The sequence below is a fragment of the Stenotrophomonas sp. Steno-Z4 genome (assembly GCF_056393145.1).
Genome location: NZ_JBWJPC010000004.1, coordinates 117,550 through 142,685 on the forward strand (window position 1 = coordinate 117,550; position 25,136 = coordinate 142,685).

Here is a 25,136-nt window from a genome sequence, read left to right on the forward strand (position 1 = left end):
CACCGTAGGATTGCCGTGAACTGGATTGCACGTCCCTTCACGCAGCTTTGAAGCCCCGCTGGGCCACCCAGACCACGGGCTTTTCATCTGTTTGAAGTCGTCGCGGGTGTGTAGCAGCCCTTCACAGATTTGCGCACCGACCTAACGAGAGGGCGCTTAGCGTCAGCGCTCCACCCACCACCCACCCGGAGAATCGACATGGCGATCAAGACCGCTGAAGACCTGTTCGTCCACGAACTGTCGGACATTTACAGCGCGGAAAAGCAGCTGACCAAGGCGCTGCCGCGCCTCGCGCGCGCCGCCTCCAATCCGGACCTGGCCGCCGCCTTCGAAACCCACCTGGAAGAGACCCAGGGTCAGATAGAACGCATCGACCAGGTTGTCGAGCTGCTGGGCATCCGCCTCAAGCGCATCAAGTGCGCCGCCATGGAGGGGTTGGTTGAGGAGGGTAAGGAAGCCATCGACAGCATCGAGGAAGGCCCGGTGCGGGATGCCGCTCTTATTGGCGGTGCCCAGAAGGTCGAGCACTACGAAATCGCTTCCTACGGCACCATCGCGGCCCTTGCCAAGCAGTTGGGTTACAAGGACGCGCTCCCGCTCCTGCTGGAAACCCTGGAAGAAGAAAAGGCAACCGACGAGAAGTTGACCATCCTGGCCAAGTCCGGTGGCAACGCCAAGGCCGCGAAGGCCGCTTGAGGCGGATGCCTATGAGCGGAGACGACTGGAAGAGACGTTCTGCGGAGGGGCTGAACCGAGGAGCGGCGTAGATCGCCGCTCCTTCACTGCAATTCGCTAGTGGAAAGACTACTGTCAAAACGTTCGTTCAACTGTAGGCCGTGTTGGCATGTGGAAGAGAAACGGTTTATCGATCGTGCTTCTGGCTTTACTCCTGGTCTTCCTGGGAGGCCAGATATGGACTGGCTTTTTGACCCACAACGAGGAACTTGCTCAAACGCACCGCGCTGCACTGAGCCTGTTTGACTACCTGCATAGCGGCCATTTCGTCAGCGCAACCTTCGAGAACTGGGAAAGCGAGTTCCTTCAGATGGGCATGTATGTCCTGCTGACCGTCAGCCTCCGCCAGAAGGGTTCAGCCGAATCGCGCCCACTGGATGACGCGCAGGAACAAGAGCGGATTGAGCCGGGTCCAACGCCTTGGGCCGTCCGGAGAGGCGGGATCTGGAAAATGCTCTACGGTCACTCCTTGGCGATCGCGTTCACGACATTGTTTCTGTTGAGCTTCTCGCTGCATCTTGCGGGCAGCTGGCGTGCGGAGGTCGAGGAGCAGCTTGCGAAAGGACTGCCCGCCCCCACCTGCTGGCAACACCTGTGGAGCAGCGGCTTCTGGTTCGAATCCTTCCAGAACTGGCAGAGTGAGTTCCTGGCCGTGTTTGCCCTCGTGATTCTGACTATATTTCTTCGTCAGAAGGACTCGCCCCAATCCAAACCACTGGCGGCGCCTCACAGCCAAACGGGCGATTGAGGGGCAAGAGCAGCTATGAATAATTCCGGCCCAGCGCTCCTGATCATTGACATGTTCACCTTGTTCGACTTCCCGGATGCCGGCCAGGTGAAGCCGAAGGCGCTGGAAGCCGCTCGGCACATCTCGACGCTCGCCCAGCGCTTCCGGGCGCTCGGCCATCCGGTCATCTACGCCAACGACAACTTCGCCAACTGGCAGATGGATTTCAAGGGGTTGGTGAGGCTCTGCTTGGGCACCGAGGGTGAGTCCTCGGCGATCGCGAAGATCCTGGAACCGGAGCACGGTGACTATTTCGTGCTCAAACCCAAGCACTCCGCATTTCTCGCCACCCCGCTGGCCGTGCTGCTTGCCAAGCTTGGTGTAAGGGAGCTCGTCGTTGCTGGAATGACGGCGGAGTCGTGTATCACTGCCACATGTTTCGATGGCAACGCCAGGGAATATGACATGATCGTGGTGCAGGACGCGGTCGCCGGCATCGGCTCTCGAAAGACCACGGCACTCCGATTGCTGGAAGGGTCCAAGGCAGCAACCGTTCTCAAGCTTGCGAGCTACCTGCGCCGACTGGGGACTGGATGAATCATTCCCGCAAGCGTCGCACCTGGTCCTTCAGGCACCGCTGATTACGCGGGCAGCCAGGTCGGGTTTGATGGGGTTGGAAGGCGTGTTGTAGCCATCTCCGTCTCCGGGGAATCACCACTGCCGGGTACCCGCCTTTCGTGGACTGCGGCAAGCAGGCGGCTGACTTGGCGGACAGCGCCTCCGATACCTGGTTCCAGTCCCAGGACGTAGACAAAGCAACCGTCGAACTTGGCAGACGCAGACTCAAGCCCTTCCGTGTTGGCCATTTCGCGCTTGAGCGCCTCAAGCCAACGCTTGGGCGGCTCAGACGCCAGCTCCACCACCACCGCAGCTTCGCCGAAGTCCAGCTGCATCACCTCGAGCCTCAGGACCTTCGGAATCGACAAAATGTGTGATGACTTGCCCACTCCCGTTCTCCTCAAGAGCAATGGGCGCAAAGTATCCTCAGCGCGTGCCAAGGCTGCGTCAAAATTCGAGGCCAGTTGCCACCTACCTGTAAGTCCCCTCATGACACCAGCCCTGCAGCAGACACAGCGTGCTGGCAGGCGGGCTCTCTGGTCCACATTCAACGAAATTCGGCGCTACGACCCAGCTAGCGCGATCTGCATCGCTGCCAGCCGCCGGATGTGGACGAGACTTGCTCCCATCCGTCAGGAAGCTTCCGCATCCCCTGCCCGCCTACGCAGGCGCGCCCTGATCGCGCTGCCTCATCAGATCCCAGTGCAGGTAGAGAAATGACATCGTCGGACGGTCCGGGGCGACCTGCACGCCGGGCTTCATCCTGCAGGGTTCGAGCTTCGATCAGGTCGCAGTAGGGAGCTGCACCACAAGTAAGTGGCTACGACCGACCACGTCGATGCAGCCGGGTCGTAGTCCATGACGACCGGAATAAGGTCCGATCGCCAGACCGGCGGCTTGGCAGCCCCATCCACCTGCCCCATTCGCACAGTGGTCTCGCTGGGTATCCAGCCGGTTGCACGCATTGCCATATCGCGCGTGATACGCCCTTTCGCGGTGCGTTTGACCACGATCAGCCGGCCGTCGGACAACCGTACTTCCTCTTTCCATGACTCACTCATGGGACTGCAGCAGACCAGCGTTCCCCGCCATGGCAGCTGATCGGAGCTTGGCGTGAGCTTGCCGTCGGTCTGCCGGTTGTAGCCGCGAGAATACTGGTCGAGAAGCCTGGCGATATCAACCTGGATACATAGGCATCTTGCATAGGGCAGCTTGCGCAAGTAACCCATTGCGGCGACGATACCCGCAGCCGCCTTTCTGCGGCCTGCCTGACGGGGGGACGGACATGGAACTGTTGACGCTGGAACACTTCGCCGGGTGCGTGAACGAGACATTCGCTGCCGAATACGACGGCATGGCGATGGAATTCGTGCTGGTGGAGGCCCGTCCCCTGCCCGCCTCCCATCCGGGTGCAACGCGTGCACCGTTCTCGCTGCTGTTCCGCAATACCGCACCGATTGTATTCCCGCAGAAGATCTACCCCCTGCGCCACGGTCGCGTGGGTGAAGTCGGCATCTTCCTGGTCCCCATCGCGCAGGAGCGCGCCGGTTTCCTCTACCAGGCCGTCTTCAACTAGGCTGCCACCGCAGCGGCAGGTAAACCCCATCTTCCGAGGCACCACTTCCTACGAAGCCCAGCCGCGCATACAGGCGTCGGGCTCCGATGTTGTGCACCATCACATGCAGCGCAAGCCCGCGTCCGCGTGCGGCCGATGACTGCTGCTGGCGCTCGATCAGCGCGGCACCGATGCCTTGCCCCCGCCACGCTGGGAACAGGCTGATGTCGACCAAGCGGTCGTCCGCGCCGGTCTCATCCAGGTAAAAGCGCCCCACCGTTTCCCCTTCGCACTCGACGGCCAGGTAATGCGCCTGAGGGTAGTGGGCCAGGTAGTGCTGGTGCTGCGCGACGAACTGCTGCGCAAGAAACTGCTGTTTGGCATCGGCGGGCCATGGCACCGCCTGCAGTTCCTGCTCACGCGTGCTGGCGTACAGCGCCGGCAACCACGTCAGGTCGTGGTCACCCAGCGGACGACAGCGCCAGCGCAAGCCCGAGGTGGCCGCCAGCGCGGTCGAGCGCGGCGGTGGAAACGATGCCAAGGGCGGCAAGCCCATCACGGGAAGACGGGATAGTCGCCAGTCAGTGCGATGCAGAAGTTCACCGCTAGGTAGGGCTGCTGGTTGGCATGCGGCTGGGCAGCGCCTGACGTGGGCTTGAGCATGGTCGGCGACATCGGCGTGGTCGGCGGGCTGGTGCTGAAGGGCTTCACCGCATTGGACCCCGGCTGCGAGAGACCGCCGCCTGCCACAGGCGCGCTGCTGCGCTTGGCAGGGTCACTTTGCTGGAAGGCGGTGAGCACGTGTTGATGCGACGGCATCTGCTGTTCGGTCAGGGTAACCGCGGTGACCCCGAAGGTATCGCCGGCCCTGCGCGGGGTCAGGCCCGGCCCGGCGCCTTGGGCACAGGCCGCACGCGTCACCAGGTTGGGAAGCTGGAACGTGCTGCTGCCGTTGCCGCCGTAAGTGATGCCCAGCAACGAGTACAGAACACTGTTCTGCGTCACGGGCAGCGTGGCGCCATTGCAGAACGCCCAGCCGTAGGGGTTGTAGTCGAAGCCGAACATCTGGATCTCACCGACAAAGGGTGTGGTCATGGTCGTCTCTCTGTGCGGGGGCGTGGGTCAGGACTGCGTAGGGAAGATGCCGGCGGACGCAATGCAGTACTGCACGGTCAGCGTGGGCATGCAGTTTTCGTGCGGCTGGTTGCCGCCGGCGTTCGACACGGCAGTGGGTTCCATCTGCACGGCGGTCGCGTTAGCCACGTCACTGACGTAGAAGGTTTCACCGCTGACTACACCCGGCAGTGCCGTTGCACCGGGGGTGTCCAGGGAGGCGGCGACGCTGCTGGCAACCAGCCCGTGGGTGTGGCTGGGCATCTGCGGGAGGGTCAGCGTGACCGTCTCGCTGCCGCTGCGCTGGCCAAGCGGGCGCAACGTCAGTCCGGGGCCCTGGCCCTGGTGAAGGGGCACGGCGCCGCGCAGGTCGGGGATGCCAAAGGTGGTCACCCCGTCGCCGCCGTACGTGGTGCCGAGCAGGGTGTACAGGACATCGTTTTCGGCAATGGAAAGCAGCGAACCGTCGCAGGCAAACCATCCCGTGGGTACCCGCGAAAACCCGAACATGCGAATCTCGCCGACGTAGGGAACACTCATGTGGTTGTACTCCTTGTGTGGGGCCGGGGCTCAGCTGCGGGACGGGTAGATGCCGCTGAGGGCAACGCAGAAGTTCAGCGCGGTGTACGGCTGCATGTTCGGATGTGGCGAATTGGCGCCTGCGGGAGCCACAGAAGTGGGTGCCTGCATGACTTCCGCACCGCCCTGCGCTGCATAGAACTTCACCCCGCCATTGGTTCCGGCAAAGGTGCGGCTGCTCGGATTGCGATTGTCGCCGGCGGTGGCCACGCCGCTGACCTGGTGGCCATGCGGGGGCAGCTGATTGCTCAGCAGCGTCACCGTTTCGGTACCGGCACTCTGCCCCGGCTGCACCGGCGGTGGCTGCCAATTCGGGTCTGCGGACGGCCCGGAGCCAACCGGGGCGCGACCGCGCAGATCCGGCAGTGCGAAGTTCTGGCTGCCATTACCGCCGTAACGGGTGCCGAGCAACGAAAAAAGCGCCTGGTTCTGCTGGATCGGCAGGATCTGCCCATTGCATTGCGCCCAATCCTTGGGCGCGAAGTTGAAACCGGTCATCATGATCTGACCGACGAAAAATTCGCTCATCTGATCCCCCTTGGATGCTGAGCGGCGGCGCCGGAGTGACGCGCACTTACTCTGAACGCCATTCAGGCTGTTCACAAGCCCCATAGGACGGGCACTTCCTTCGGCCCTCGGACTCTGTTCCAATTGCGGCCAGGGGGGAGGCGTGGATGCCTGCCGCTGGCAACGTCAAGGAACGACGGGAGCGAGAAACGCTCTCGGGGCAGCCAGCAAAGGACGCGCACCTCGATGTTGTTCTGCATCCAGGTGAAATCTTTCCAAGGGGGAAAGGTCATGGCGTACCTTAATGACCGCGCGCGCTTCGCGCGTTTGTTCGCGATCTCGATGTTTCTATCCTTCGCCGCACTGTGCTGGCCCGGTGCCGCGCGGGCGGCGCACACCTCACCGGTGTGCGCGGAAAAGTTCGCCACCGTAGCCAACGGCGGCACCGTCACGATAGAGATCACAGACTGCTCGCAGGGGGCGGAGAACTTCGGCTATGGCCAGGTCGATGGCCCTGCGTTCCCCCAGAACGGCACGGCGAACCTTCGCGTCGACGGCAGCCGCTGGTTCGTCGACTACGGCCATGACGGCAGCAACACCACCTCCGACGCCTTCGAGTTTACCGACGGCGAAGCGCAAGGTAATGGCGGCGCAGTGCGGGTCAACATCACCGTCACCCCTGCCAATTCCGCCATCGTGGTCGCGCCGGCTACGCTTCCCACGCTGCGCGCCGGTGCGGCATTCACGCAGACCCTGAGCGCCACCGGCGGCACGGATCCCTACACCTACAGCCTTGTGGGCGGCACCCTGCCCCTCGGCGTCTCGCTTGCCGGCGACACCCTCAGCGGCACGCCCACGCAGCGCGGCGCGTATTCCTTCAGCGTGCGCGCCACCGATGGCACGTCTGCATCGGTCGACAAGAGCTACAGCGGCACGGTACAGAATCCCAGCATTGCCATGGCGCCGGCCTCGGCCACCGCGATCCAGGGCGTGCCCTTCAACCAAGCGCTTTCTGCTACGGGCGGCGTTGCACCGCTTACCTACCAGCTGGAAACGGGCGCCCTGCCGATCGGCCTGGTGCTGGCCGGCAACGGGGTGATCAGTGGCAACGCGTCCTCGGCCCCGGGCAACTACCCGGTCACCATCCGCGTTACCGACAGCAGCACCGGTCCGGGTACGTATTTCGAGGTTGAGAATTTCACCCTCACTGTCAGTCCTCCGCCCAGCGTGTCCATTGCGGTGGCGCCGGCCAGCGTCTCTGAAGATGGCGGGACGAATCTGGTCTACACGGTAACCCGCAGCCTGAATCTGTCTTCGGCCACCGTCGTCAACCTCACCACCAGTGGCACGGCGGACAGCGCCATCGATTACACCGGCGCGGTCGCAACGGTGACCATTCCCGCCGGTGCGACCACCGCCACCGTGGTCATCAATCCCACTGCAGACAACGTGGTTGAGGCGAACGAGACTGTCATCCTCACGGTGGCCGGCGGCAGCGGCTACACCGTGGGCGCGCCCGCCAGCGCCACCGGCACGATCCTCAATGACGACGTGCCTGCGGCGTCCATTTCGGTAGCGCCTGCCACGGTGAACGAGGACAGCGGCACCCCGCTGGTCTATACCGTCACGCTGGATCAGCCTGCGTTGACGCCGCTCTCGATCAGCTTCGGTCTGTCGGGGACTGCCACTGCCGGAACCGACTATGCAGCGCCAACTGCGCCGCTGACGATCGCCGCCGGCGCCACCACCGGCACCATCACCATCACGCCTGTGGCGGACGCCAGCCCTGAAGCCAATGAAACGGTCCAGCTCACCCTGAGCGCCGGTTCCGGCTACACCCTCGCCGCGCCGAGCTCGGCGACGGGTACGATCATCGACGACGACGCACCCGCGCTGTCCATCAACGACGTCAGCATCAACGAGGGCAACACCGGCACCACCGCCATGACCTTCACGGTTTCGCTCAGCGGGCCGGCAGGCCCGGGTGGAGTCGCGTTCGACATTGCCACCGCCGATGGCACCGCCACCGCCGGCAGTGACTACACTGCCGCCTCGCTGAGTGGGCAGGTCATTCCTGCAGGGAGCAGCAGCGCCACCTTCACTGTGCTGGTGCTCGGCGATACGTTGAACGAGCCCAATGAAACCTTCTTCGTCAACGTGAGCAACGTCAGCGGTGCCACCGTCTCCGACGGCCAGGCGCTGGGCACCATTGTCAATGACGATGCCGTGCCGACGCTTTCGATCAACGATATCTCCTTGACCGAGGGCAATTCCGGTACGTCGTCCGCCACGCTCACGGTGGTGCTGTCCGCGGCCAGCGGCCAGGCAGTCACCGTCAATTACGCGACTTCGGACACCACCGCGGTATCGCCCACGGACTATGTGAGCAGCAGCGGTACCCTGTCGTTCGCGCCGGGCGTCCTCTCCCGCGACATCGTGGTCCAGGTCAACGGAGACACCACCCCGGAACCGAACGAGACCTTCGCCGTCACCTTGTCCGGTGCCAGCAGTGCCATCATCGGCAAGGCCTCCGGCACGGTCACCATCGTCAACGATGACCAGCCGGTGACCGTAGCACCCGCGACGCTGCCGTCCCCTGTCGTCGGTGTGGCATACAACCAGGCCATCACCGCCACGGGGGGTAGTGGCAGCTACACCTTTGCAGTGACAGCCGGTGCGCTGCCGCCTGGCCTTCTTCTGAGTGCGACGGGCGCGCTGATCGGCACGCCCACGGCCGGCGGCTCGTACGCTTTCACCATCACCGCCACCGATACCAGTGCCGCCCCTGGCCCGTACACGGGCAGCCAGGCCTACACGATGACGTTGGGGGCGCCTGTCCTCCAGCTGCCGGGCGGACCGCTGCCGGATGCAACGCGATCGGAGGCGTATACCGCCACGATCGACCCGGCCAGTGGTGGTACCGCGCCGTATACCTATGCGGTCACCGCCGGTGCCCTGCCCCAGGGATTGAGCATGAACGGTGCCGGCGCCATCACCGGCACCCCGGCCGCGTTGGGAACGTTCACCTTCACCGTCACTGCCACCGACAGCTCGGGCGGTTCCGGCCCGTACAGCGTCGGCTCAACCCGTTCGATCACCGTGGCCGACAGCCTGCCGGTGGCGGGCAATGTCAGCGCCACGTTCGCTTACGGGGCGCCCGCTGCTCCGGTAACGCTTGCGCTGTCCGGCGGCGCCGCCACCTCCGTTGAGGTGGGTAGCGCGCCTTCGCACGGCACCGCAACGGTGACCGGGGCGACGACGATCAGCTATCAGCCGGCTGCTGGATTTGCAGGCAGCGACAGCTTTACCTACCTCGCCCGAAACGGCAGCGGCGCCTCCGCACCGGCGACGGTCAGCATCACCGTGGGCATGCCCAGCATCACCGTGAGCACTGCGGGCGCGCTCTCGGCGGTGGCCGGATCGACCTACAGCCAGACCTTCAGCTGGGCCGGTGGTACGGCCCCGTACACCGGCTACCAGGTGACCCACCTGCCCGCTGGCGTTGCCATCGTTAGTAGCACGGCGGACAGTGTCACCATCAGCGGTTCGCCGACCCAGGCTGGCAGCTTCATGCTGGAGGTGACGGCCACCGACAGCAGCACCGGCGCCGGGCCCTTCACCAGCGGCCAGACGTTCACCCTCGCCGTGGCCAGTCCCACGCTGATGGTAACCCCGCCCACCCTGGCACCCGCCACTGCGGGCACGGCCTACCAGCAGGTGGTCACCACCGCCGGCGGCGTAGCCCCGTACAGCTATGCGTTGAGCGGTGCACTGCCCAGCGGCGTGGTCTTCGATGGCGGCACCGGCGTGCTGTCCGGCACGCCGACCCAGGCCGGCAGTTTTGCGCTGACGATTACCGCCACCGACAGCACCGGTGGCGCCGCGGGCAGCGTGGTGCAGAACTACACGCTGGAAGTGGCGCGCCCGGCCTTGAGCCTGACCCCGGTCGCCGGTGCCTTGCCCGCTACCACGGCAGGCAGCGCGTACCAGGTGGACTTCAGCGCTGGAAACGGCGTGGCGCCGTACACCTTTGCCAGCAGCGCAGGCAGCCTGCCTGCGGGCCTGGTACTGGATGCGGCGAGCGGCCGGCTGGCGGGCACGCCGACCGCGGCCGGCACCTACAGCTTCAGCGTCACCGCTACGGACAGCACCACCGGCACCGCGGGCACCCTCACCCAGGCCTACACGCTGACCGTGGCCGCACCGGTGCTCACGCTTACGCCGGAAACGCTGCCGGCTGGCCTGTTCGCCAATGGCTACCAGCAGCAGCTGTCCACCACGGGTGGCACCGCACCGTACCGTTATGCTGTCACGGGCGGCGCGCTGCCGGGCGGTCTGTCGCTGGCCAGTTCCGGTGCGCTTACGGGCACCCCGACCGCTTCAGGTGGGTTTGCCTTCACCATCACCTCCACGGATGCACTGGGCTTCACCGGCACACGGGATTACACGTTGCAGGTCACCCAGCGTCCTGATCCGACCCGTGACCCCGAAGTGCGTGGACTGCTGTCGGCCCAGGCCGATACCGCGCGCCGGTTTGCCACCTCGCAGATCGAGAACATCCAGCAACGCATGCAGCGCCTGCACGGGGCCGGCGGCAACAACGGCTTCAGCAACAACGTGAGCCTGGGCTACGGCGCGCAGCGGTGCGAGCCGGCGGTGGGCACCCTGCCCGGCACCGGCTGCGATGCACAGCGGCGCCAGCCGTTCGACCGCGAACCCGGCCTGGATGCGCCGGCCACCACTGCAAACGAGTCCCAGGCCCCGCTCGGGCTGTGGGTGGGCGGCAGCGTGCGCAGCGGACGCAGCAATGGGCGTGGCAGCGCGGGCGGTGACTTCAACACGGACGGCGTGACGCTGGGCAGCGACCTGCAGGTCGGGCGCGACCTCGCATTGGGCGTGGCATTGGGCTACGGCCGCGACCGCACCGACGTGGGCGAGAACGGCAGCCGCAGCGATGGCCAGGCGTACACGTTGGCTCTGTATGCCAGCTACACCCCCGGTGAGCATCTGTTCGTGGATGCCTTGGTGGGCCACCAGCTGCTGGACTACGACCTGCGGCGCTATGTCACCAGCGACGGCAGCTTCGTGCATGCCCTGCGCGACGGCAGCCAGTGGTTCGGATCGCTTTCGCTGGGTGCCGACGTGGTGCGCGGCAACTGGATGCTGACGCCGTACGCACGGCTGGATGCTTCGCAGGGCACCCTCGACCCGTATGCGGAAAGCGGTAGCGAGCTCTTCGCACTGCGCTACGGTGATCAGGATGTGGATACCAGCACCGGCAACGCGGGCTTCCGCATGGAATTCCGTAACACGGCGGTGTGGGGAGCGTGGACGCCGCAGCTGCGGGTGGAGTATCAGCACGACTTCAAGGGCAGCGGTGTGGCGACCATGCAATACGCCGATCTGGTGGGCGTACCGTTCTACCGCACCTCGCTGGACGGCTTCGACCGCAACCGCTGGATGTTCGGCGCCGGCTTGATGTTCGACTTCCGGCGCAACTGGGGCCTGCGGGTTGACTACCGTGGCCTGGTAGGCAGCGGCGAGGACCGCGACCACGGCGTGCAGATCAGCCTGGACAAGCAGTTGTAACGGTGCTCTTGGTGTCGCCGGGGGCGGCAAAGCACTTCCTTGGACGCCTCCCCGGTCCGGCCCGATTCGCTTGCGCTGGCCCGTGGAGAAGTCCCGGGCCACGCAGATGTCCACGTCGCCTCACAGGGGGTGCCGTCGATGGCGACCTACCGAGCTCTGATGTGGAAAACATGAGTCGACCGGCAGAATAGCCGGCAACCTGCGGACACTATGCACGCAACTGGCATCCAAATTGCCTGGCAATGCAGCTACATGGCGTTGAATTTCCACTCGTGTGCCGTGTAGTGCCAGCGGAGGCACTCTTCCGAAGGCCAGTGGCGACGGTCCTTGGGCATGAAGGCGCTTTTGCCATGGAGCGCCGTAGAGACCTGGCTGTCCGCGCTGGAGTACGCCCCATCCCTACCCTTCGGATCGACGTAATACACGGTGTAATCTGGCGCGACGGTAATGTAACCGCAATCGAACAGGCGATGGTGGGTTGCGCAAAGCAACAGACCGTTGTGAATAGCCATCCTCTGCGCGGCGCTGCAGGAGTTCCATTCGATCAGGTGGGCCGCCTGAAGGGCATCCTCGAAAGTCAGTCCACAGATTGCGCACCGACCCTGGTACGCGAGCAGCAGCGCCTTTCGGAAGATCGATTGCGCCGTACCGCGCACCTTTACTTGCGCATAGATGTCGGCAGCCTTTCCGGGGTCGGAATCCAGCTCCGCGGCCAGCACTCGTTGAGTTTCGCCTTGGGCTGCATACAGAAACGGATTCTCGTCCTCGTTCCATGCGTACTTACGGACCTTGCGCAGCCCTTCGGGCAGGTCTTCTACATCCCACGCGATGAACCCTGAGCTTGGCGCGCCATTCTGCGCATTTACGACCAGGATCGTTAGAGGCGGAAGCTTCTGGTCGAGGCAGTATGCCTGAATGACCCCCAGCACATAACGAACCGCGCGTGGGTGGACACCGATTTCCTTGGCCAACTCTCCGTAGGTGATCAGTCCATTGGAGTTCGATGCCACAGTTGCAAGTATCTTCCACGCCCGATATGCACGCTCTTCCTGATTAACCGCCATCCACTCCCCCTCGCAGAGCCTTGATGAGACCGTTCGTACATGGCAGCTAAAGAATGGCCAGTTATTCTTGCGGCCCTCGCTTTTGCATTCTTCTGACAGAGACGTCTTCCGGCCCACGCGCCAACAAACGCAGCACGACACATGCGATCTGCGCAACGTGGACGATCGTCTCCCCGATTGACAGGAGTCCGACACCTGCCCGGGGGACGAAATGCCGTTGGCGGGCACCGCATCATACAACGCTAGACGCCATTCAACGGCGTCTTCGACCAGATTGGGAGGTGCTGCTCACAACTCCATTCTTTGGCCGGCCGACAGGCCCAGACGGCCGCGTAGGTTCCCGGTCTGGAGCAAGCACCTTCGGCTGTGCACTTGCCCGAAATGACAGCAGAGCCGCCCGCCACAAGCTTTGTGTCGTGCACCATCAGCACCATTCCCTCCGGCGACTCCAGGAACGGCTCCGGGTCTGGTGAGCGAATGGTGTCGAATGCCACCTATGGATTCAGATGCAGGATCGACCGCTTCGTCTCGTTGCGCAGCTCCAAGACGTAGTCACCTGTAGCGTTATCGTACGAGCGAAGCGAAACCGTGACGCCGTCGGTGAGCGGCGGCATCGTGGTGCAGCCGGCCAGCAGACACACTGCCGCGAAGATCAGATACTCCTTCATGGCGCTCATCCTGCTAACGGGGACGCTCTGGATTGCTCTTGGTTGCCTTGGATTCGCCGTGGTCGCGAACGCCTGGCGCCCGGTCAGGCATCTTTGCGTCTTCAGCGCCCCGATACGCCAATGCTACAAATGCCAGGCCCGTGGCTGCAGATACGGCCAACGGTATCATGTAGATACTCGAGTCGGGCCAGTCGCTGAACCATATGTACAGCCCAGGTAGCATGGAGGTTGCGAACGCTGTCGCCGGCCCGGCGAGGCGGACTTTCAGGGCCAGCCAGAGTGCAGGAAGTCCATACACCAGAAGCAGCGGCACCATGACTATGTAACCGAGTAATGAGAATTGCACAGCACTGGCGATCAGCGCCAATGTCCGCGAAAGTGAGGCGTACTCGAACAGGTCGATCAGGACGATTGGAAGTGACCCCATGAGATATCCGGCGGGGACACCAACCAATGCCGCGACGAACAGGTTGCGATAAGGGCGATTCGGCGGACGGGATAACAGGTTCATCGGGCTTCCATGCGTCGATTGGGCGGATCCCCGCGGTCGACTATAGCCATCTGTGCCGGGGTCGGCCAGCGGTGGGGTTGTATCCCGATCAACCGCCCGGCTGGTGATCATTTCTTTGGGGCATGACCTTGAACGCAAGCAGCGAGTTTCTATAGTTGATTCATGCAACGTCCCCTATGGGCCGGGTTCGGGCCACTGCAGCCACGTGCCCGGTTCCATTATCTGCAAAGCGACATCCCGCTTGCTTGCGCCCTTGCGGGTCCGGGGCGACGCTTCCGCCGCCCCGCCTCGACGCTCACCTATCCAACCGGCCCCAGCTTCCAGCTGCCACCCGTCTTCTCAAACCGCACCATCGCCTTGGACAGCGCTTCTGGCGACGGGTCTTTCGCGAGGACAAACAGATCACGCCCGATGCCCAGGTACATCCGTGTTCCGGGCTCGACGCCCAGTCCACGCATCCATAGCCCCCGCGCCTTCAGACAGGGAATCGTCGGGCAGCCGGGATAGGTTTCGAGCCCGTCGTGATGAAGCGCATTGATCATTACGCTCTTCGGCGCGCGCCAGAAGCCCCTGAGAAGGGCGCGTTGCTCGGGGGTCAAGTTCGTCCAGTCGTCGTGCATGATGGTTCTCCTCTGTGTTCTCCCTCGCCGGGATGGCGAGGGAGTCGGGAGGTTCAGAACCGCGAACGAGCTAGAACGGTGCGACGTATTTCCGCGAGGGTGTTGTATTCGGCCACCCTCCCGACACAGGTCGTGCAACTTGCAATGCTCGCTACGGGTTCTGACACCCAAGGCACACCATGCGACAGACTTGAGAGTACTGGAACTCGATGTCGTCCGGTCGCGGTTAACGGCATCAATGGAACCGCGAAACGGCATGTGGCGGGCAAATCATTTCGTGCGATTCCGTGCGCAGTCACGCATTTACCAAGGCACCAGGTCGCACTTCCGGACTTGCTGGCGCTAGCAAATATGTTCGCCGAACAACCTCCAACCCTGTCGCTCCCAACCCACACCGCGCACCCACAGCAAGATCCCGCAAACGCCCTCCCGCGCCCTGCGCTACGCTGCCACCCAGTCACTGGCACGGAGCAGGCGTCATGGGAGCGGCACGCAAGGCCTTGTGGTACATCGAGAGCCACTTTGCCGAGAATCCGTCGCTGGGCCAGATCGCCGAGGCGGTCGAGCTCTCGCCGTTCCACCTCTCTCGCCTGTTCCAGGTCAGCACCGGCACCTCGATGGCGCGCTACCTCCGCGCGCGCCGCCTGACCGAGGCGGCTCGCACCCTGGCTGCTGGCAACGTACCCATCCTGGATGTCGCCCTGGCTGCCGGCTATGCCTCGCATGCCGCCTTCACCCATGCCTTTACGGAGCAGTTCAAGCAGGCGCCGGAGCAGGTGCGGCGGGAAGGTCTGCAGGGACTGGCGTTGGTAGAGGCCATCAAGCTCGACGCCCCACCCCTGCCCTGCGAGGTGGAGCCGGAATGCCGGCGGCTTGGCCCGCTACGCGTGGCCGGCATCCGCGCCCGTCATACCGCCGCCACCGTGGCGTCCATTCCCTCGCAGTGGCAGCAGCTGGCGTTGACCCGGGAGCTGGGCAAGGATGTCGCCTTCGGGGTCTGTTGCAACCGCGATGGCGAGGGCGCCTTCGACTACATCGCCGGCATGGAGATCGGTGCGAGCGCCGCCGTGCCGTCGGCCTGGCAGGCCGTTTCCATCCCGGCCGGGGACTATCTGGTGGCGTGGCATGCGGGCCACATCTCTACGATCCGCTCCACCTGGTTCTGGCTGTTGAACGACCACCTGCCCGGCTCCGGCCTGACCTTGGCAGACGCACCTGATTTCGAACGCTATGACGCCCGCTTCGACGACCGCACCGGACACGGTGGCGTTGAGATCTGGCTGCCGCTGTCCAACCCGGGTTGACCCAAGGAGATTCTTCCGTGCGAGTACTGCCACACGCCTTCGTCCTGTTGTCTTGTCTGTTCGCGCCAGTGGCATGGTCGGCTCAGCCCTCCCCTGCTGTTGGGGAAGCCCATGGCGTAGCGCACACAGCCAGTGCAGCGGTGCGCGATGCCGGCCACAGCGACCGCGTGCGCTATACGGTGTGGTACCCGGCCCAGCCAGGTGCGAAGGAGCAGCCACTCACGATTGGGCCGCCGGGCGCGCCGCTGTTCGAGGAGGGAGCTTCTGCCGTGGATGCCCCGGTTGCGCCGGGCCGCTGGCCGCTGCTGCTGGTGTCGCACGGCAATGGCGGCAGTGCCCGCATGATGGGCTGGTTTGGTACTGCCTTGGCGCGCGCGGGGTATGTGGTGGTGGCGGTGGACCATCCCGGGAACAACGGCGTGGACCCGATGACGGACGCGGGCAGCATTCTGATGTGGAACCGGGCAGACGACCTTGCGGCCGCGCTGGCTGCGGTGCAGGCCGATCCCGTGCTGTCTCCGCATGTGGATGCGGACCGGTTGGGCCTGGTGGGGTATTCGGCTGGTGGGTTCACGGCGCTGGTGGCTGCCGGTGCGCGTCCTGAGATGGGCAGGCTGGTCGCCTTCTGCAAGGCGTCGCCGAAGGATGGGGTCTGCATGCCGCAGGCCGAGAATCCGGAGATGGCCTTTGAACGGCGGATGGCAGCGGTTACTACGCCGGAACTGGCACCCTGGGTCGCCAAGTCAGCGGAGGATCGCAGCATTCCCAACGTTCGCGCGGTATTCCTGATGGCGCCGGCGATTGTCCAGGCGTTCGAGCCGGGTGAGCTGGGGCGGTTGGAGGTCCCGGTGTCGGTGGTTGTGGGTGAGGCCGATGGCATCGCCTCGCCCGCTACCAACAGCAAGGTCATTGCTGGTGCGAATGGCGAGGCGCGCCTGCAGGTGTTGCCTTCTGTGCGCCACTACGACTTCCTGGCCGATTGCACGGCGCTGGGCCGTGAGCGGGTGGGCAAGCTGTGCGAGGTCGGAGCTGACAAGGGCTCTACGCATCAGGCGGCTATCCGGCAGGCCAAGGAGCTGTTCGATTCCGCGCTTCGGTAGGCGCAGAAATGCCAAGGCACCGTTACGTGACACCTCTCGGTTGAGCTCGTGCTTGTTCGGGGTCATGCGTTAGCGGGTGTTGATGGGTTCCGGGCGGTCGTCTGGCGACCGACCCTACCCGGCCGCGCTGCGGTTGGCCTTAGCCGCAAGGCTAGCTCCGAGCTTTCGTTGCCTTGGGCCGGCGGGCCTGCCCGCTGGCGATGCCGCGGCATGCGTCAGCCAGCGCGCAGTGCGGCCCTCTTGCTCAGAAGCCGCGCGAGAAACCCACGAACACGGAGGCGCTGCCGTTCGTGTCCCGCTCGATGAGCGGGCTGTCGGTGATCTTGTCCGGCAGCAGCTTGTATTGGGCAAAGCCCAGCAGCATCCACTTCTCACCCAGGGGCCGGAAGTAGCCAACGCCTACGTGTGGGATGGTCACCGCGCCGGGTTTGTAATCCACCACGCCGCGCGCCACTTCTTCCTTCAGGGTGCCGTAGTAATAGTTGGCCATGTTTTTGGACTGCCACGTGACCCCGACGTTGGGAGTGATACGGCCCATTCCCACGTCGAACCCATAGCCGTACTGCAGTGAGAATTCCTGGCCGCCACTGGTGTCGGTGGCGTCGGCGAGCAGTTCAACTTCCAGTTCGCTGTTGCCGTTGCTCCATTTGAACTTCGTCCCCAGGTCCAGACCCATGTCACGGTCTTCAAGCAGGCGGTAATCCACGCCGTTTCCTGCCAGCTCGGAGCGCCCGAGGTCCTTTACATCGAACCCGTCCATGCGCCCTTTGGCGACCGCGGCCAGCTCGAAGGAGTCGCCTTTTGCAACCACCCAGCCGGCGCTCAGCCCTTCCAGGTAGAACCGCTCGCCGTGGTAGGTGACCAGTGGAATGGGCAGTACCTTGGTGCCTTCGCCGGCGTAGGGGCTCTCGCTCACCATGGCCGCGATCCCCAGCCCCCATCGCGGCGGACCCTGCTCACCCGGATCACCGCCAGGCCCCTCCTGCGCCAAGGCAGTGGACGACAAACCGCAAGCCAGCAAAGGCCAAATGAACTTGAACATAAGACGACAGACCTCATCGGGAAGGAGACCCGCGCGGTGCGGGTCGGTTCCAGGTGAGGATGAAGTGGCGATGTCGGCGGAATGTCGTGGGTGGGCTGTTACGGAACGTCCACTACGCTGGCTGAGACATCCAGCGTTGCGCGGGTGCCGTGGGTGCCGGAGTCGATGTCGAGCGTCCAGCGGAAGCGGTCGCAGATGCGGCCGATCAGGAACAGTCCCAGCCCCTGCCCGCGCGCGGGCACGGACTGACGCAGGCTGTCGCGGTAGCGCCGCGCTGCCTCTACCGGGTTGAAGCCACTGCCTGAATCGGTGACGGTCACCCTGCCCTGCGCCAAGGTGATCTCCACCAAGCCCACCTCGGTATTCTCGACTGCGTTGCGGACCAGGTTGCTCACCGCAATGCGGACCATCGCCTCCGGTGCGGCGATGAACGTGGGTTCCAGCGCGCCGCAGTGCAGCCTTGCGTCCTTGCCGCGCAGCAGGTGTTCGTGGTCGCGTGCCACGTGGGGCAGGAAGTCATGCAGGGCGGTAACATCCGTGACCTCGTCATCCGGTGGCGCTTCGCGTGCCAGGTACAGCAGCGCCACCATTGTTTCGGAAAGGTCTTCCACGGCGTGTTCGATCCGCGCCAGCGCCGGCTGCGAGGCATCCGGCAGCGGCAATTGGCGCAGCACGTCCGCGGCGCCGGCAATCACGGCGATGGGCGTGCGGAATTCGTGACTGGCCTGGTCCAGCAGGCTGCGCTCGCGCTGGATGAACTGCGCTACCCGGTCCAGGTGCGCGTTGCTGGCCTGCGCGATGACCTGGATTTCTTCGCGCTGGTAGTCGGTCGGCAGGCGCGCGTCGGTGTCGCTGGGGTCGATGGCCTGCATGCGCGCGGCCAGGTCACGTACCGGTCGCACCAGGTTGGCGTGCAGCCAGGCGATGAAACCGCCAATCACCGCGGCGAAGCACACTATCCAGAGCAGGCTCAGGCGTGCGTAGCGGTTCTGCTGCTGTTCCAGGGGCTCGATGTCCACCAGCGTCACCAGCCTGCCCCGGGGAAGATCCGCTACTACCGCGTGATAGGTCGTGCCCGCTTCAAGGTTCACCGCGTCATCCAGCAACGAGGCCTCGGAGCTGTAGTTGCCCGGTGGCAGGTTGGCCAGTGGACGCGGCAGGTCCGGTGGCGTCACGCCGCCCGGCAGGTACCAGGAGCGGACCAGCCCTTCGCGTGGCAGTTCCCCAGCGCGGCCTTGGCGCACCCGTTCGGCGTGGTCGTTGGAGATTGCTCGCGTGAGGTCGGCCCAATAGCGGCCTTCCATCAGCAACTGGCCGCTGAAGCTCTGCACTGCGATGGCCAACAGCACCAGCAGACCGATCAGGATCAGGGCCACGCTGGTCCACCAGTGCACGCCGCGCCGGCGCAGCGCCCTATCCACTTGCGCTCAGCCGATAGCCGGAACCGGCCACGGTATGCAGCAGCGGCGTTTCCGTGTCCTGTTCAAGGGCCCGGCGCAACACGTACATGTGCGAGCGCAGCAGGTCGGTTCCCGGGGAGGCTTCGCCCCACGCCACGCGTTCCAGTTTGGCCCGGGTCACCACCTGCGGGCTTTCGCGCATGAGTAGTTCCAGCAGGCGGCGACCGGTACGGGTGAGGGTGATCGCCCTGCCCGCCCGCTGTGCCTTCAAGGTACCCAGGTCGAAGGCCAGGTCGCCCACCCGAAGAATGTTGTCGGCGGCGCCGGCGTTGCGGCGGCGAGCCACCAGTGAGCGCAGCCGCACTTCGATTTCGGGCAGCGCAACGGGCTTGACCAGGTAGTCGTCGAGCCCGGCTTCAAAACCATCGATCTTGTCGGCCACCTGGTCACGCGCGGTCAGCATGATGACCGGCACCTGCTTCTTTGCTTCGCCGCGCAGCCGCCGCAGCACGGTCAGGCCATCCAGCCGCGGGAGGTTCCAGTCCAGCACGATCGCGTCGTAATCCTTCGACGAAGCCAGGTGCAGGCCGGAAAGCCCGTCCGGTGCGGCGTCCAGGGTATGCCCGCAGGCCTCGAGGAAGTCGTACAGGTTGGCGGCCAGCTGCGCGTTGTCTTCGATGATCAGGATCGAAAGCGCTCCCCTGCTCATGGCATCCCCACCTGGTTGAATAGCCGCGAGAGAAACTCTAGCACGCCACCCACAGCCGCAAGAACCAGCAACAGCAGGCTGGTGTTGAGCAGGACCTTCAGCCCCGTGTACACCGGGCGATGCGTGCGCTTCAGCCGCAACCCACGTTCGCGCAGCGGTGCGAGGCGTGCGAACAGCCAGCTGATGGGGCCCTGCCGGTCCTCTGCCGTGTTAGGTACGGTCATGGCCCAGGCCAACCCGGCGTACATGCGATTGAACGTGCGCCCCAGCAGGTTCATCGGCCGCTCCACATCGCACATCAGGATCACCCGGAGGGCGTCGCTGTCGTTGCGGGCGTAGTGCGGGTAGGTTTCGTCGAACACGAAATCCTCGCCGTTGCGCCATGTAACCGCCTGGCCATCGACGCAGATATAGCAGTCTGCCGTTCCTGGTGTGTCCAGCCCGAGGTGATAGCGCAGCGAGCAGGCCAATGGGTCCGAATGCAGGCTCAGCTCGCTGCCGGGCGGCAGTACCGAGAACATGGCGGCGCGCACCCCCGGGATGCCGTCCAGCAGGCGAACGGTGGTTGGGCACAGGCGCTGCGCCGAACGGTGCGGGCCGGCGTACCACATCAGGTAGAACTTGCGCCAACCGCGTTTGTAGAAGGTTCGGAAGCCGACATCGTGGTGGCCGGCCGAACCAGGCGCGGATGCGGCCTCGAAGGCGCCCGAGGCGTGCAGCTGCATGGCCTCGTCACGGATCCGTCGCCAGTTGCGGCGCAGGCGGTGGATGCCCTCGATGTAATGCGGCTCCAGCACCGGCTGCCGCGCCGCGCGTGCGGTGGTCAGGTAGAGCAGGCAGTTCAGCGGCGCGAATACGGGCCAGCTCTTGCGCAGGTACTGGGAGAAGCTGGCGTAGCGTTGGCGACCACGGAACCGGTAGACGTACACGATGCTGGCGGCCACATAGGCCAGCAGCGCAGCCATTGAGAGCGTGACCAGGTTCATGCGTTTGCCTCCCGGGATGCAGGCACGCTGTCGCGCGGGCGAGCAAACCAGCGCCGTTGCAGGGCCTGCACCAGGTCGTCCATCACGCTGTAGGCCACGGGTATGACCAGCAGGCACAGCACGGTGGAGGTCACCAGGCCGCCGATCACCACGATGGCCATCGGTGCACGGAAGCTGGGGTCTGCGCCCAGCCCCAACGCAACCGGCAACATCCCGGCTCCCATCGCGATGGTGGTCATCACGATGGGTCGCGCGCGTTTGCGGCAGGCATCCACCACGGCGCGGTGACGATTCATGCCGAGCTCGCGCCGGGCGATGACGATGTAGTCCACCAGCAGGATCGCGTTCTTGGTGGTGATGCCCATCAGCATGATCAGCCCGATCATCGAGGGCATCGACAGGCTCTGGCCGGCTACGAGCAGCGCCAGGAATGCACCCGGTATGGACAGGCACAGCGCCAACAGCACCGTCAGCGGCTGCGCGAAATCCTTCAGCAGCAGCACCAGCACCATGTACACGCACAGCACGCCGGCGCCCATCGCCAGCCCGAACCCCAATACAAGTTCGCCCATGGCCTCGGCGTCGCCGGCGGGGGCGACGCTGATGCCTTTCGGCAGCGTTGCCAAGCTGGGCAGGCGCATCGCAGCGCTTTCCACCTGCCCAAGCGGCAGGCCATTGAGTGCCACCTTCAGGCTGATGTTGCGTTGCCGGTCATGCCGCGTCAGCTCTGCGGGACCGGTCGCCAGGGACAGGTCGGCCACGCTCTCCAGCGGCACCGGGCCGCGTGCCCCGGGCACCGGCAGGCGCCGTAGCGTGTCCAGGTCGCTGCGACCGCTGTCGGCCAGGCGCACTACAACGGGGACCTGGCGCTCGCTCAGGTTCAATTTCGCCAGGCGTTGGACGTAGTCGCCCAACGTGGCGATGCGCAGGGTGTCGGCGATGGCGCTGGAGGTAACCCCGAGGTCGGCAGCGCGGGCGAAGTCGGGGCGGACGACCAGTTCGGGCCGCACCAGGGCGGCGGATGACACCACCGCGCCGATGCCCGGAATGCTGCGCAGCTCTTGTTCCACCCGGCGCGCATGGCTGGCCAGGCGGTCGCCATCGTCCCCGCCCAGCACCAGCTCCAGACCTTCGCTGTCGCTGCCCACGCTGACCCGCGCGCCCGCCACCTGGTGAAGCTGCGTGCGCAGCTGCCCTTCGATGGTGGACCGGCTGAAGCCGCTGCGCTCGCCTCGCGCCACCAGGTTGGCGGTCAGCACGGCGGTGCCCACGCTGGCCGACGGTGCGGCCTCATCAGGGTCGCCTGACCCACCGCCTGCAGCGCCCACCGCGGTATGGATCGACGCAACGAACGGACTGCGCGCAACAATGGCGCGGGCGGACTCTGCCAGCTCAAGCGTCTCGGCAAGCGTGCCGCCAGGCGGTAGGGTAAGGCTCACTTGCACCTGGTTGCCGTCATCGGGCGGCATGAATTCGCCGGGCAGCTGCGCGGCTGTCAGTACGCCCAGGGCCACCAGCGCTGACGCAACAGACAGCGTCAGCAGCGGGCGCTGGATGCACGCGCGCACCGCCTGCAGGTAGCGCAGCACCCACCGCGGCGCTTTGTGCCGCCGGGTGGGTGCCTTCAACAGGTAGGCCGCCATGGTCGGAGTCAGCATGCGCGCCACCAGCAGGGAGAAGAGCACGGCGATGGCTGCGGTCCAGCCAAACTGTACGAAGTACTGCCCTACCACGCCGCCCATGAGGGAGGTGGGCAGGAACACCGCAACCAGCGTGAGGGTGGTGGCAATCACCGCCAGGCCAATCTCGCTGGCTGCCTCGTCGGCGGCGCGGAACGGCGTCTTCCCCATCAGCAGATGGCGTTCGATGTTCTCGATCTCGACGATGGCATCGTCGACCAGCACGCCAACAATCAGCGACAGCGAAAGCAGCGAGACCGTGTTGAGCGAGAAGCCCATCAGGTGCATCACCGCAAAAGTGGGAATGGCCGAGAGTGGCAACGCAACAGCGGCGATGAGGGTCGCCCGCCAGTCGCGCAGGAAGCAGAAGACCACGATCACTGCCAGCACTGCCCCTTCCAGCAGCAGCATCATGGAGCCGTGGTAGTTCTCCGCAACCGGGGCTACGTAGTCCACCGCCCGTTCGAACTGGATCTGTGGGAATTCGTGGCGCAGCCCTTCGACCACGGCCTCTGCGGCGTTGGCGACTTCCAGCTCGCTGGCGCCGCGCGCACGCAGCACATCGAACGACACCACCGGCCAGCCGTCCATTCGCGCTGCGGTCCGCGGTTCGGCGGTGGTGTCGGACACCTCCGCTACGTCAGCCAGCCGGACGCGGCGGCCATCGGCAAGCACGACGTCCATGTCGGCGATGCGCTCGGCCGACTCCACTGTTGCCAGGGTGCGTACCGACTGTTCCGCGTTCCCAAGCGCCACGCGCCCGCCCGAGGCTTCCAACTGCAGTTGGCGCAATTGCTCTGAGATCTCCGCAGCGGTAGCGTTCAACGCCAGCAGCCGGTCCGGGTCCAGCGCCACCCGCACTTCCCTGTCCTCCCCGCCCACCCGCGACACTGCACCCACGCCGCTCTCGCCCAGCAAGCGCCGGCTTCCCTGATTGTCCACGAACCAGGACAGCGCTTCCATGTCCAGCGTATTGGAGCTCAGTGCATAGGTCACCACCGGCTGACTGGCCAGTTCCACCTTCTGCACCACCGGGTCCTGCATGTCGGCGGGCAGGTCCGCGCGCACGCTTGCCACTGCGTCGCGCACATCGTCCATTGCTTCCTGGACAGGCTTGCCGATATGGAACTCGGCGCTGATGGTCGCCACGCTGTCGCTCAGCGTTGTCGTGATGTGCTTGATGCCCTGGCGGTTTGCCAGCGCATCCTCGATCCTGCGCGCGACATCATTTTCCAGTTGTGCGGGTGATGCGCCGGGCAGTGTCGCGGTGACGGTGATGATGGGAAAGTCGATATCCGGGAAGTTCTGCACCTTCATTGCCGCGAAGCCGAACGCGCCGGCCAGTGCCAGCGTGACGAACAACAGCGTCACCGCTACCGGGTTGCGGATGGACCACCCCGACACGTTGAGGTTCATGGGCGACCTGCCTTGGCGGCTGCCGCCACGCTGATCACCTGCACCTGGTCGCCGTCGTCGAGGAAGCCGAGGCCAGACGCCACCACGGCATCGTCAGCGCCCAGGCCAGCCACGACTTCCACCCGGTCATCGCTGCGCCGGCCCACCTCTACCCGGCGGGTACGCACCTTGCCGTCCTGGCCGACCTGCATTACATGGTGGAAGCCGTCGCGAAGCAGCACCGCGCTCTGTGGCAGGGTCGGCATGCTTACGCTGCCTACGGCAACGTGGCCCTGTACGAAGGCACCTGCACGCAGCGGTACCCCGGCGGGCAGGTCGACGTAGACCAGCCCGCTGCGCGTGGCGGCATCAATCACCGGACCCAGCATGCGTACGCGCCCCTCCACAGGACCAGCTCCCGGCATGTTGATGACGGCCATCTGGCCAGGCTGCAGGGCGCGCAGGTCAGTGGATGCCACCACCGCGCGCCACTCCAGCCTTCCATCGCGGATCAGCCGGAACAGCTCCTGGCCTGCCGGCACCACCGCGCCGACGGTGGCCGTGCGCGCACTGATCACCCCGTCGCTGGGCGCCCGCACCTGGGTCTGCACCAGCCGCAGCCGCGCCTTGTTGGCCGCTGCCTGGGCCGAATCCAGGCGCGCCCGGGTGGTCAGTGCCACGGCTTGGTACTGGTTGAACTGTTGCCGCGCGATCGCGCCCGACGCCTCCAGCACCTGGGCGCGCTGCAGGTTGGCGGCGGCTTCTTTCGCTTCGGCGTCCGCCAGTGCTACTGCGGCAGTGGCCTCGGCCAACTCGGCCTGGATGAGCTCCGGGGTGAAGCGCGCCAACACTTGGCCGCGCTGTACCTGGTCGCCCACGTTGACCTGCACGGCGGTCAGGCGCAGGCCGTCGGCTTCGGCGCCGATGCTGGCTTCCTCCCAGGCGGCAACGCTGCCCGTGGCCGGCACGCGCAGCGGCAGCCGGGTGACCAGCGGCCGCACCAGTCGCACGGACATCACCGGCGTCGGCGGCGCAACGGGCGCCGCGTCGTCCTCGTCACTGCCCACCCAGGCGGCGCCGATCAGTACAGCGGCCAAGGAGAAGCCCCCCGCAAGGGCAATCCGATTTCGTTTCATTGCTGGAGCGATCCTCGATGCGTCTGCGGCGAGGATGGCGGGGGGGTGTCGTGGAAATGTCGCGGGGCATTGCGGCGGAGACTAGTAAGCTCGTTCTCG

The 25,136-nt window shown here is 65.2% G+C and carries 22 protein-coding genes; 7 read left to right on the forward strand and 15 right to left on the reverse strand.

The window, feature by feature from the left end:
- Positions 1 to 198: 198 nt before the first annotated feature.
- From AC06E7_RS11340 to AC06E7_RS11350, 3 genes are all read left to right on the forward strand, one after another.
- Entirely contained in the window at positions 199 to 696 is a 498-nt protein-coding gene (locus AC06E7_RS11340; protein WP_449334591.1) for a YciE/YciF ferroxidase family protein, read from the forward strand.
- Between the two features lie 148 nt (positions 697 to 844).
- A complete protein-coding gene (locus tag AC06E7_RS11345) occupies positions 845 to 1,483 on the forward strand; it encodes a DUF6766 family protein (RefSeq protein ID WP_478064759.1) in 639 nt (212 codons plus the stop codon).
- A gap of 15 nt (positions 1,484 to 1,498) precedes the next feature.
- Positions 1,499 to 2,059, forward strand: coding sequence for a cysteine hydrolase family protein (locus tag AC06E7_RS11350; RefSeq protein WP_478064760.1), 561 nt, complete (start codon positions 1,499 to 1,501; stop codon positions 2,057 to 2,059).
- Positions 2,060 to 2,103: 44 nt separating this feature from the next.
- Here AC06E7_RS11350 and AC06E7_RS11355 read toward each other — a convergent pair whose 3' ends face one another.
- Positions 2,104 to 2,469 (reverse strand): hypothetical protein, encoded by a 366-nt coding sequence (locus AC06E7_RS11355; RefSeq protein ID WP_478064761.1) that lies wholly within the window; start codon positions 2,467 to 2,469, stop codon positions 2,104 to 2,106.
- Positions 2,470 to 3,365: 896 nt separating this feature from the next.
- Between AC06E7_RS11355 and AC06E7_RS11360 the strand changes: the two genes are divergently transcribed.
- Complete coding sequence (locus AC06E7_RS11360) at positions 3,366 to 3,656, forward strand: DUF6916 family protein (protein WP_478064762.1); 291 nt, start codon at positions 3,366 to 3,368, stop codon at positions 3,654 to 3,656.
- Here AC06E7_RS11360 and AC06E7_RS11365 read toward each other — a convergent pair.
- From AC06E7_RS11365 to AC06E7_RS11380, 4 genes are read right to left on the reverse strand one after another with little or no spacing between them, the layout of a single operon-like run.
- Positions 3,649 to 4,176 (reverse strand): GNAT family N-acetyltransferase, encoded by a 528-nt coding sequence (locus tag AC06E7_RS11365; RefSeq protein ID WP_478064763.1) that lies wholly within the window; start codon positions 4,174 to 4,176, stop codon positions 3,649 to 3,651. The genes AC06E7_RS11360 and AC06E7_RS11365 overlap by 8 nt on opposite strands.
- 14 nt (positions 4,177 to 4,190) lie before the next feature.
- Entirely contained in the window at positions 4,191 to 4,730 is a 540-nt protein-coding gene (locus AC06E7_RS11370; protein ID WP_478064764.1) for a phage tail protein, read from the reverse strand.
- Between the two features lie 27 nt (positions 4,731 to 4,757).
- Entirely contained in the window at positions 4,758 to 5,288 is a 531-nt protein-coding gene (locus AC06E7_RS11375) for a phage tail protein (RefSeq protein ID WP_478064765.1), read from the reverse strand.
- 30 nt (positions 5,289 to 5,318) lie between these two features.
- Complete coding sequence (locus tag AC06E7_RS11380; protein ID WP_478064944.1) at positions 5,319 to 5,855, reverse strand: phage tail protein; 537 nt, start codon at positions 5,853 to 5,855, stop codon at positions 5,319 to 5,321.
- A 270-nt stretch (positions 5,856 to 6,125) separates the two neighbouring features.
- Between AC06E7_RS11380 and AC06E7_RS11385 the strand changes: the two genes are divergently transcribed.
- The gene (locus AC06E7_RS11385) at positions 6,126 to 11,423 is read left to right on the forward strand and encodes a putative Ig domain-containing protein (RefSeq protein ID WP_478064766.1); all 5,298 of its coding nucleotides are present in this window, start codon (positions 6,126 to 6,128) and stop codon (positions 11,421 to 11,423) included.
- Between the two features lie 248 nt (positions 11,424 to 11,671).
- Here AC06E7_RS11385 and AC06E7_RS11390 read toward each other — a convergent pair whose 3' ends face one another.
- The 4 genes from AC06E7_RS11390 to AC06E7_RS11405 all read right to left on the reverse strand — a co-directional run bounded on the left by AC06E7_RS11390 (position 11,672) and on the right by AC06E7_RS11405 (position 14,286).
- On the reverse strand, positions 11,672 to 12,487 hold the full coding sequence (locus tag AC06E7_RS11390; protein ID WP_478064767.1) for an HNH endonuclease: 816 nt from the start codon (positions 12,485 to 12,487) through the stop codon (positions 11,672 to 11,674).
- Positions 12,488 to 12,981: 494 nt separating this feature from the next.
- Positions 12,982 to 13,155, reverse strand: a complete 174-nt coding sequence (locus tag AC06E7_RS11395) for a hypothetical protein (protein ID WP_478064768.1) — start codon at positions 13,153 to 13,155, stop codon at positions 12,982 to 12,984.
- 13 nt (positions 13,156 to 13,168) lie between these two features.
- Complete coding sequence (locus tag AC06E7_RS11400; protein WP_478064769.1) at positions 13,169 to 13,666, reverse strand: hypothetical protein; 498 nt, start codon at positions 13,664 to 13,666, stop codon at positions 13,169 to 13,171.
- A gap of 299 nt (positions 13,667 to 13,965) precedes the next feature.
- The gene (locus AC06E7_RS11405; RefSeq protein ID WP_217539377.1) at positions 13,966 to 14,286 is read right to left on the reverse strand and encodes a hypothetical protein; all 321 of its coding nucleotides are present in this window, start codon (positions 14,284 to 14,286) and stop codon (positions 13,966 to 13,968) included.
- Positions 14,287 to 14,765: 479 nt separating this feature from the next.
- Here AC06E7_RS11405 and AC06E7_RS11410 point away from each other — a divergent pair, with 479 nt between their 5' ends.
- Both AC06E7_RS11410 and AC06E7_RS11415 read left to right on the forward strand, forming a co-directional pair.
- The gene (locus AC06E7_RS11410; protein ID WP_478064770.1) at positions 14,766 to 15,590 is read left to right on the forward strand and encodes an AraC family transcriptional regulator; all 825 of its coding nucleotides are present in this window, start codon (positions 14,766 to 14,768) and stop codon (positions 15,588 to 15,590) included.
- A 140-nt stretch (positions 15,591 to 15,730) separates the two neighbouring features.
- Positions 15,731 to 16,690: an alpha/beta hydrolase family protein gene (locus AC06E7_RS11415; protein ID WP_478064771.1), complete on the forward strand. Its 960-nt coding sequence runs from the start codon at positions 15,731 to 15,733 to the stop codon at positions 16,688 to 16,690.
- Positions 16,691 to 16,934: 244 nt separating this feature from the next.
- Here AC06E7_RS11415 and AC06E7_RS11420 read toward each other — a convergent pair whose 3' ends face one another.
- The 6 genes from AC06E7_RS11420 to AC06E7_RS11445 form a co-directional block, all read right to left on the reverse strand.
- Complete coding sequence (locus AC06E7_RS11420; protein ID WP_478064772.1) at positions 16,935 to 17,732, reverse strand: MipA/OmpV family protein; 798 nt, start codon at positions 17,730 to 17,732, stop codon at positions 16,935 to 16,937.
- 98 nt (positions 17,733 to 17,830) lie between these two features.
- Positions 17,831 to 19,153 (reverse strand): sensor histidine kinase, encoded by a 1,323-nt coding sequence (locus AC06E7_RS11425; RefSeq protein WP_478064773.1) that lies wholly within the window; start codon positions 19,151 to 19,153, stop codon positions 17,831 to 17,833.
- Positions 19,146 to 19,841, reverse strand: coding sequence for a response regulator transcription factor (locus AC06E7_RS11430; protein WP_184123547.1), 696 nt, complete (start codon positions 19,839 to 19,841; stop codon positions 19,146 to 19,148). Before AC06E7_RS11430 ends, AC06E7_RS11425 begins: the two co-directional genes overlap by 8 nt.
- The gene (locus AC06E7_RS11435) at positions 19,838 to 20,827 is read right to left on the reverse strand and encodes an aspartyl/asparaginyl beta-hydroxylase domain-containing protein (RefSeq protein WP_478064774.1); all 990 of its coding nucleotides are present in this window, start codon (positions 20,825 to 20,827) and stop codon (positions 19,838 to 19,840) included. The genes AC06E7_RS11430 and AC06E7_RS11435 overlap by 4 nt, the downstream gene beginning before the upstream one ends.
- Positions 20,824 to 23,922 (reverse strand): efflux RND transporter permease subunit, encoded by a 3,099-nt coding sequence (locus tag AC06E7_RS11440; RefSeq protein WP_478064775.1) that lies wholly within the window; start codon positions 23,920 to 23,922, stop codon positions 20,824 to 20,826. Before AC06E7_RS11440 ends, AC06E7_RS11435 begins: the two co-directional genes overlap by 4 nt.
- Positions 23,919 to 24,998: an efflux RND transporter periplasmic adaptor subunit gene (locus AC06E7_RS11445; RefSeq protein ID WP_478064776.1), complete on the reverse strand. Its 1,080-nt coding sequence runs from the start codon at positions 24,996 to 24,998 to the stop codon at positions 23,919 to 23,921. Before AC06E7_RS11445 ends, AC06E7_RS11440 begins: the two co-directional genes overlap by 4 nt.
- Positions 24,999 to 25,136: the final 138 nt, after the last annotated feature.

Bases quoted from the DNA above. Each gene is read 5' to 3' on its own strand.
- AC06E7_RS11420 (WP_478064772.1), bottom strand. From the start codon at position 17,732: ATGTTCAAGTTCATTTGGCCTTTGCTGGCTTGCGGTTTGTCGTCCACT.
- AC06E7_RS11360 (WP_478064762.1), top strand. From the start codon at position 3,366: ATGGAACTGTTGACGCTGGAACACTTCGCCGGGTGCGTGAACGAGACA.
- AC06E7_RS11430 (WP_184123547.1), bottom strand. From the start codon at position 19,841: ATGAGCAGGGGAGCGCTTTCGATCCTGATCATCGAAGACAACGCGCAG.
- AC06E7_RS11375 (WP_478064765.1), bottom strand. From the start codon at position 5,288: ATGAGTGTTCCCTACGTCGGCGAGATTCGCATGTTCGGGTTTTCGCGG.
- AC06E7_RS11380 (WP_478064944.1), bottom strand. From the start codon at position 5,855: ATGAGCGAATTTTTCGTCGGTCAGATCATGATGACCGGTTTCAACTTC.
- AC06E7_RS11395 (WP_478064768.1), bottom strand. From the start codon at position 13,155: ATGAAGGAGTATCTGATCTTCGCGGCAGTGTGTCTGCTGGCCGGCTGC.
- AC06E7_RS11340 (WP_449334591.1), top strand. From the start codon at position 199: ATGGCGATCAAGACCGCTGAAGACCTGTTCGTCCACGAACTGTCGGAC.
- AC06E7_RS11390 (WP_478064767.1), bottom strand. From the start codon at position 12,487: ATGGCGGTTAATCAGGAAGAGCGTGCATATCGGGCGTGGAAGATACTT.
- AC06E7_RS11370 (WP_478064764.1), bottom strand. From the start codon at position 4,730: ATGACCACACCCTTTGTCGGTGAGATCCAGATGTTCGGCTTCGACTAC.
- AC06E7_RS11350 (WP_478064760.1), top strand. From the start codon at position 1,499: ATGAATAATTCCGGCCCAGCGCTCCTGATCATTGACATGTTCACCTTG.
- AC06E7_RS11385 (WP_478064766.1), top strand. From the start codon at position 6,126: ATGGCGTACCTTAATGACCGCGCGCGCTTCGCGCGTTTGTTCGCGATC.
- AC06E7_RS11345 (WP_478064759.1), top strand. From the start codon at position 845: ATGTGGAAGAGAAACGGTTTATCGATCGTGCTTCTGGCTTTACTCCTG.
- AC06E7_RS11400 (WP_478064769.1), bottom strand. From the start codon at position 13,666: ATGAACCTGTTATCCCGTCCGCCGAATCGCCCTTATCGCAACCTGTTC.
- AC06E7_RS11435 (WP_478064774.1), bottom strand. From the start codon at position 20,827: ATGAACCTGGTCACGCTCTCAATGGCTGCGCTGCTGGCCTATGTGGCC.
- AC06E7_RS11405 (WP_217539377.1), bottom strand. From the start codon at position 14,286: ATGCACGACGACTGGACGAACTTGACCCCCGAGCAACGCGCCCTTCTC.
- AC06E7_RS11440 (WP_478064775.1), bottom strand. From the start codon at position 23,922: ATGAACCTCAACGTGTCGGGGTGGTCCATCCGCAACCCGGTAGCGGTG.
- AC06E7_RS11410 (WP_478064770.1), top strand. From the start codon at position 14,766: ATGGGAGCGGCACGCAAGGCCTTGTGGTACATCGAGAGCCACTTTGCC.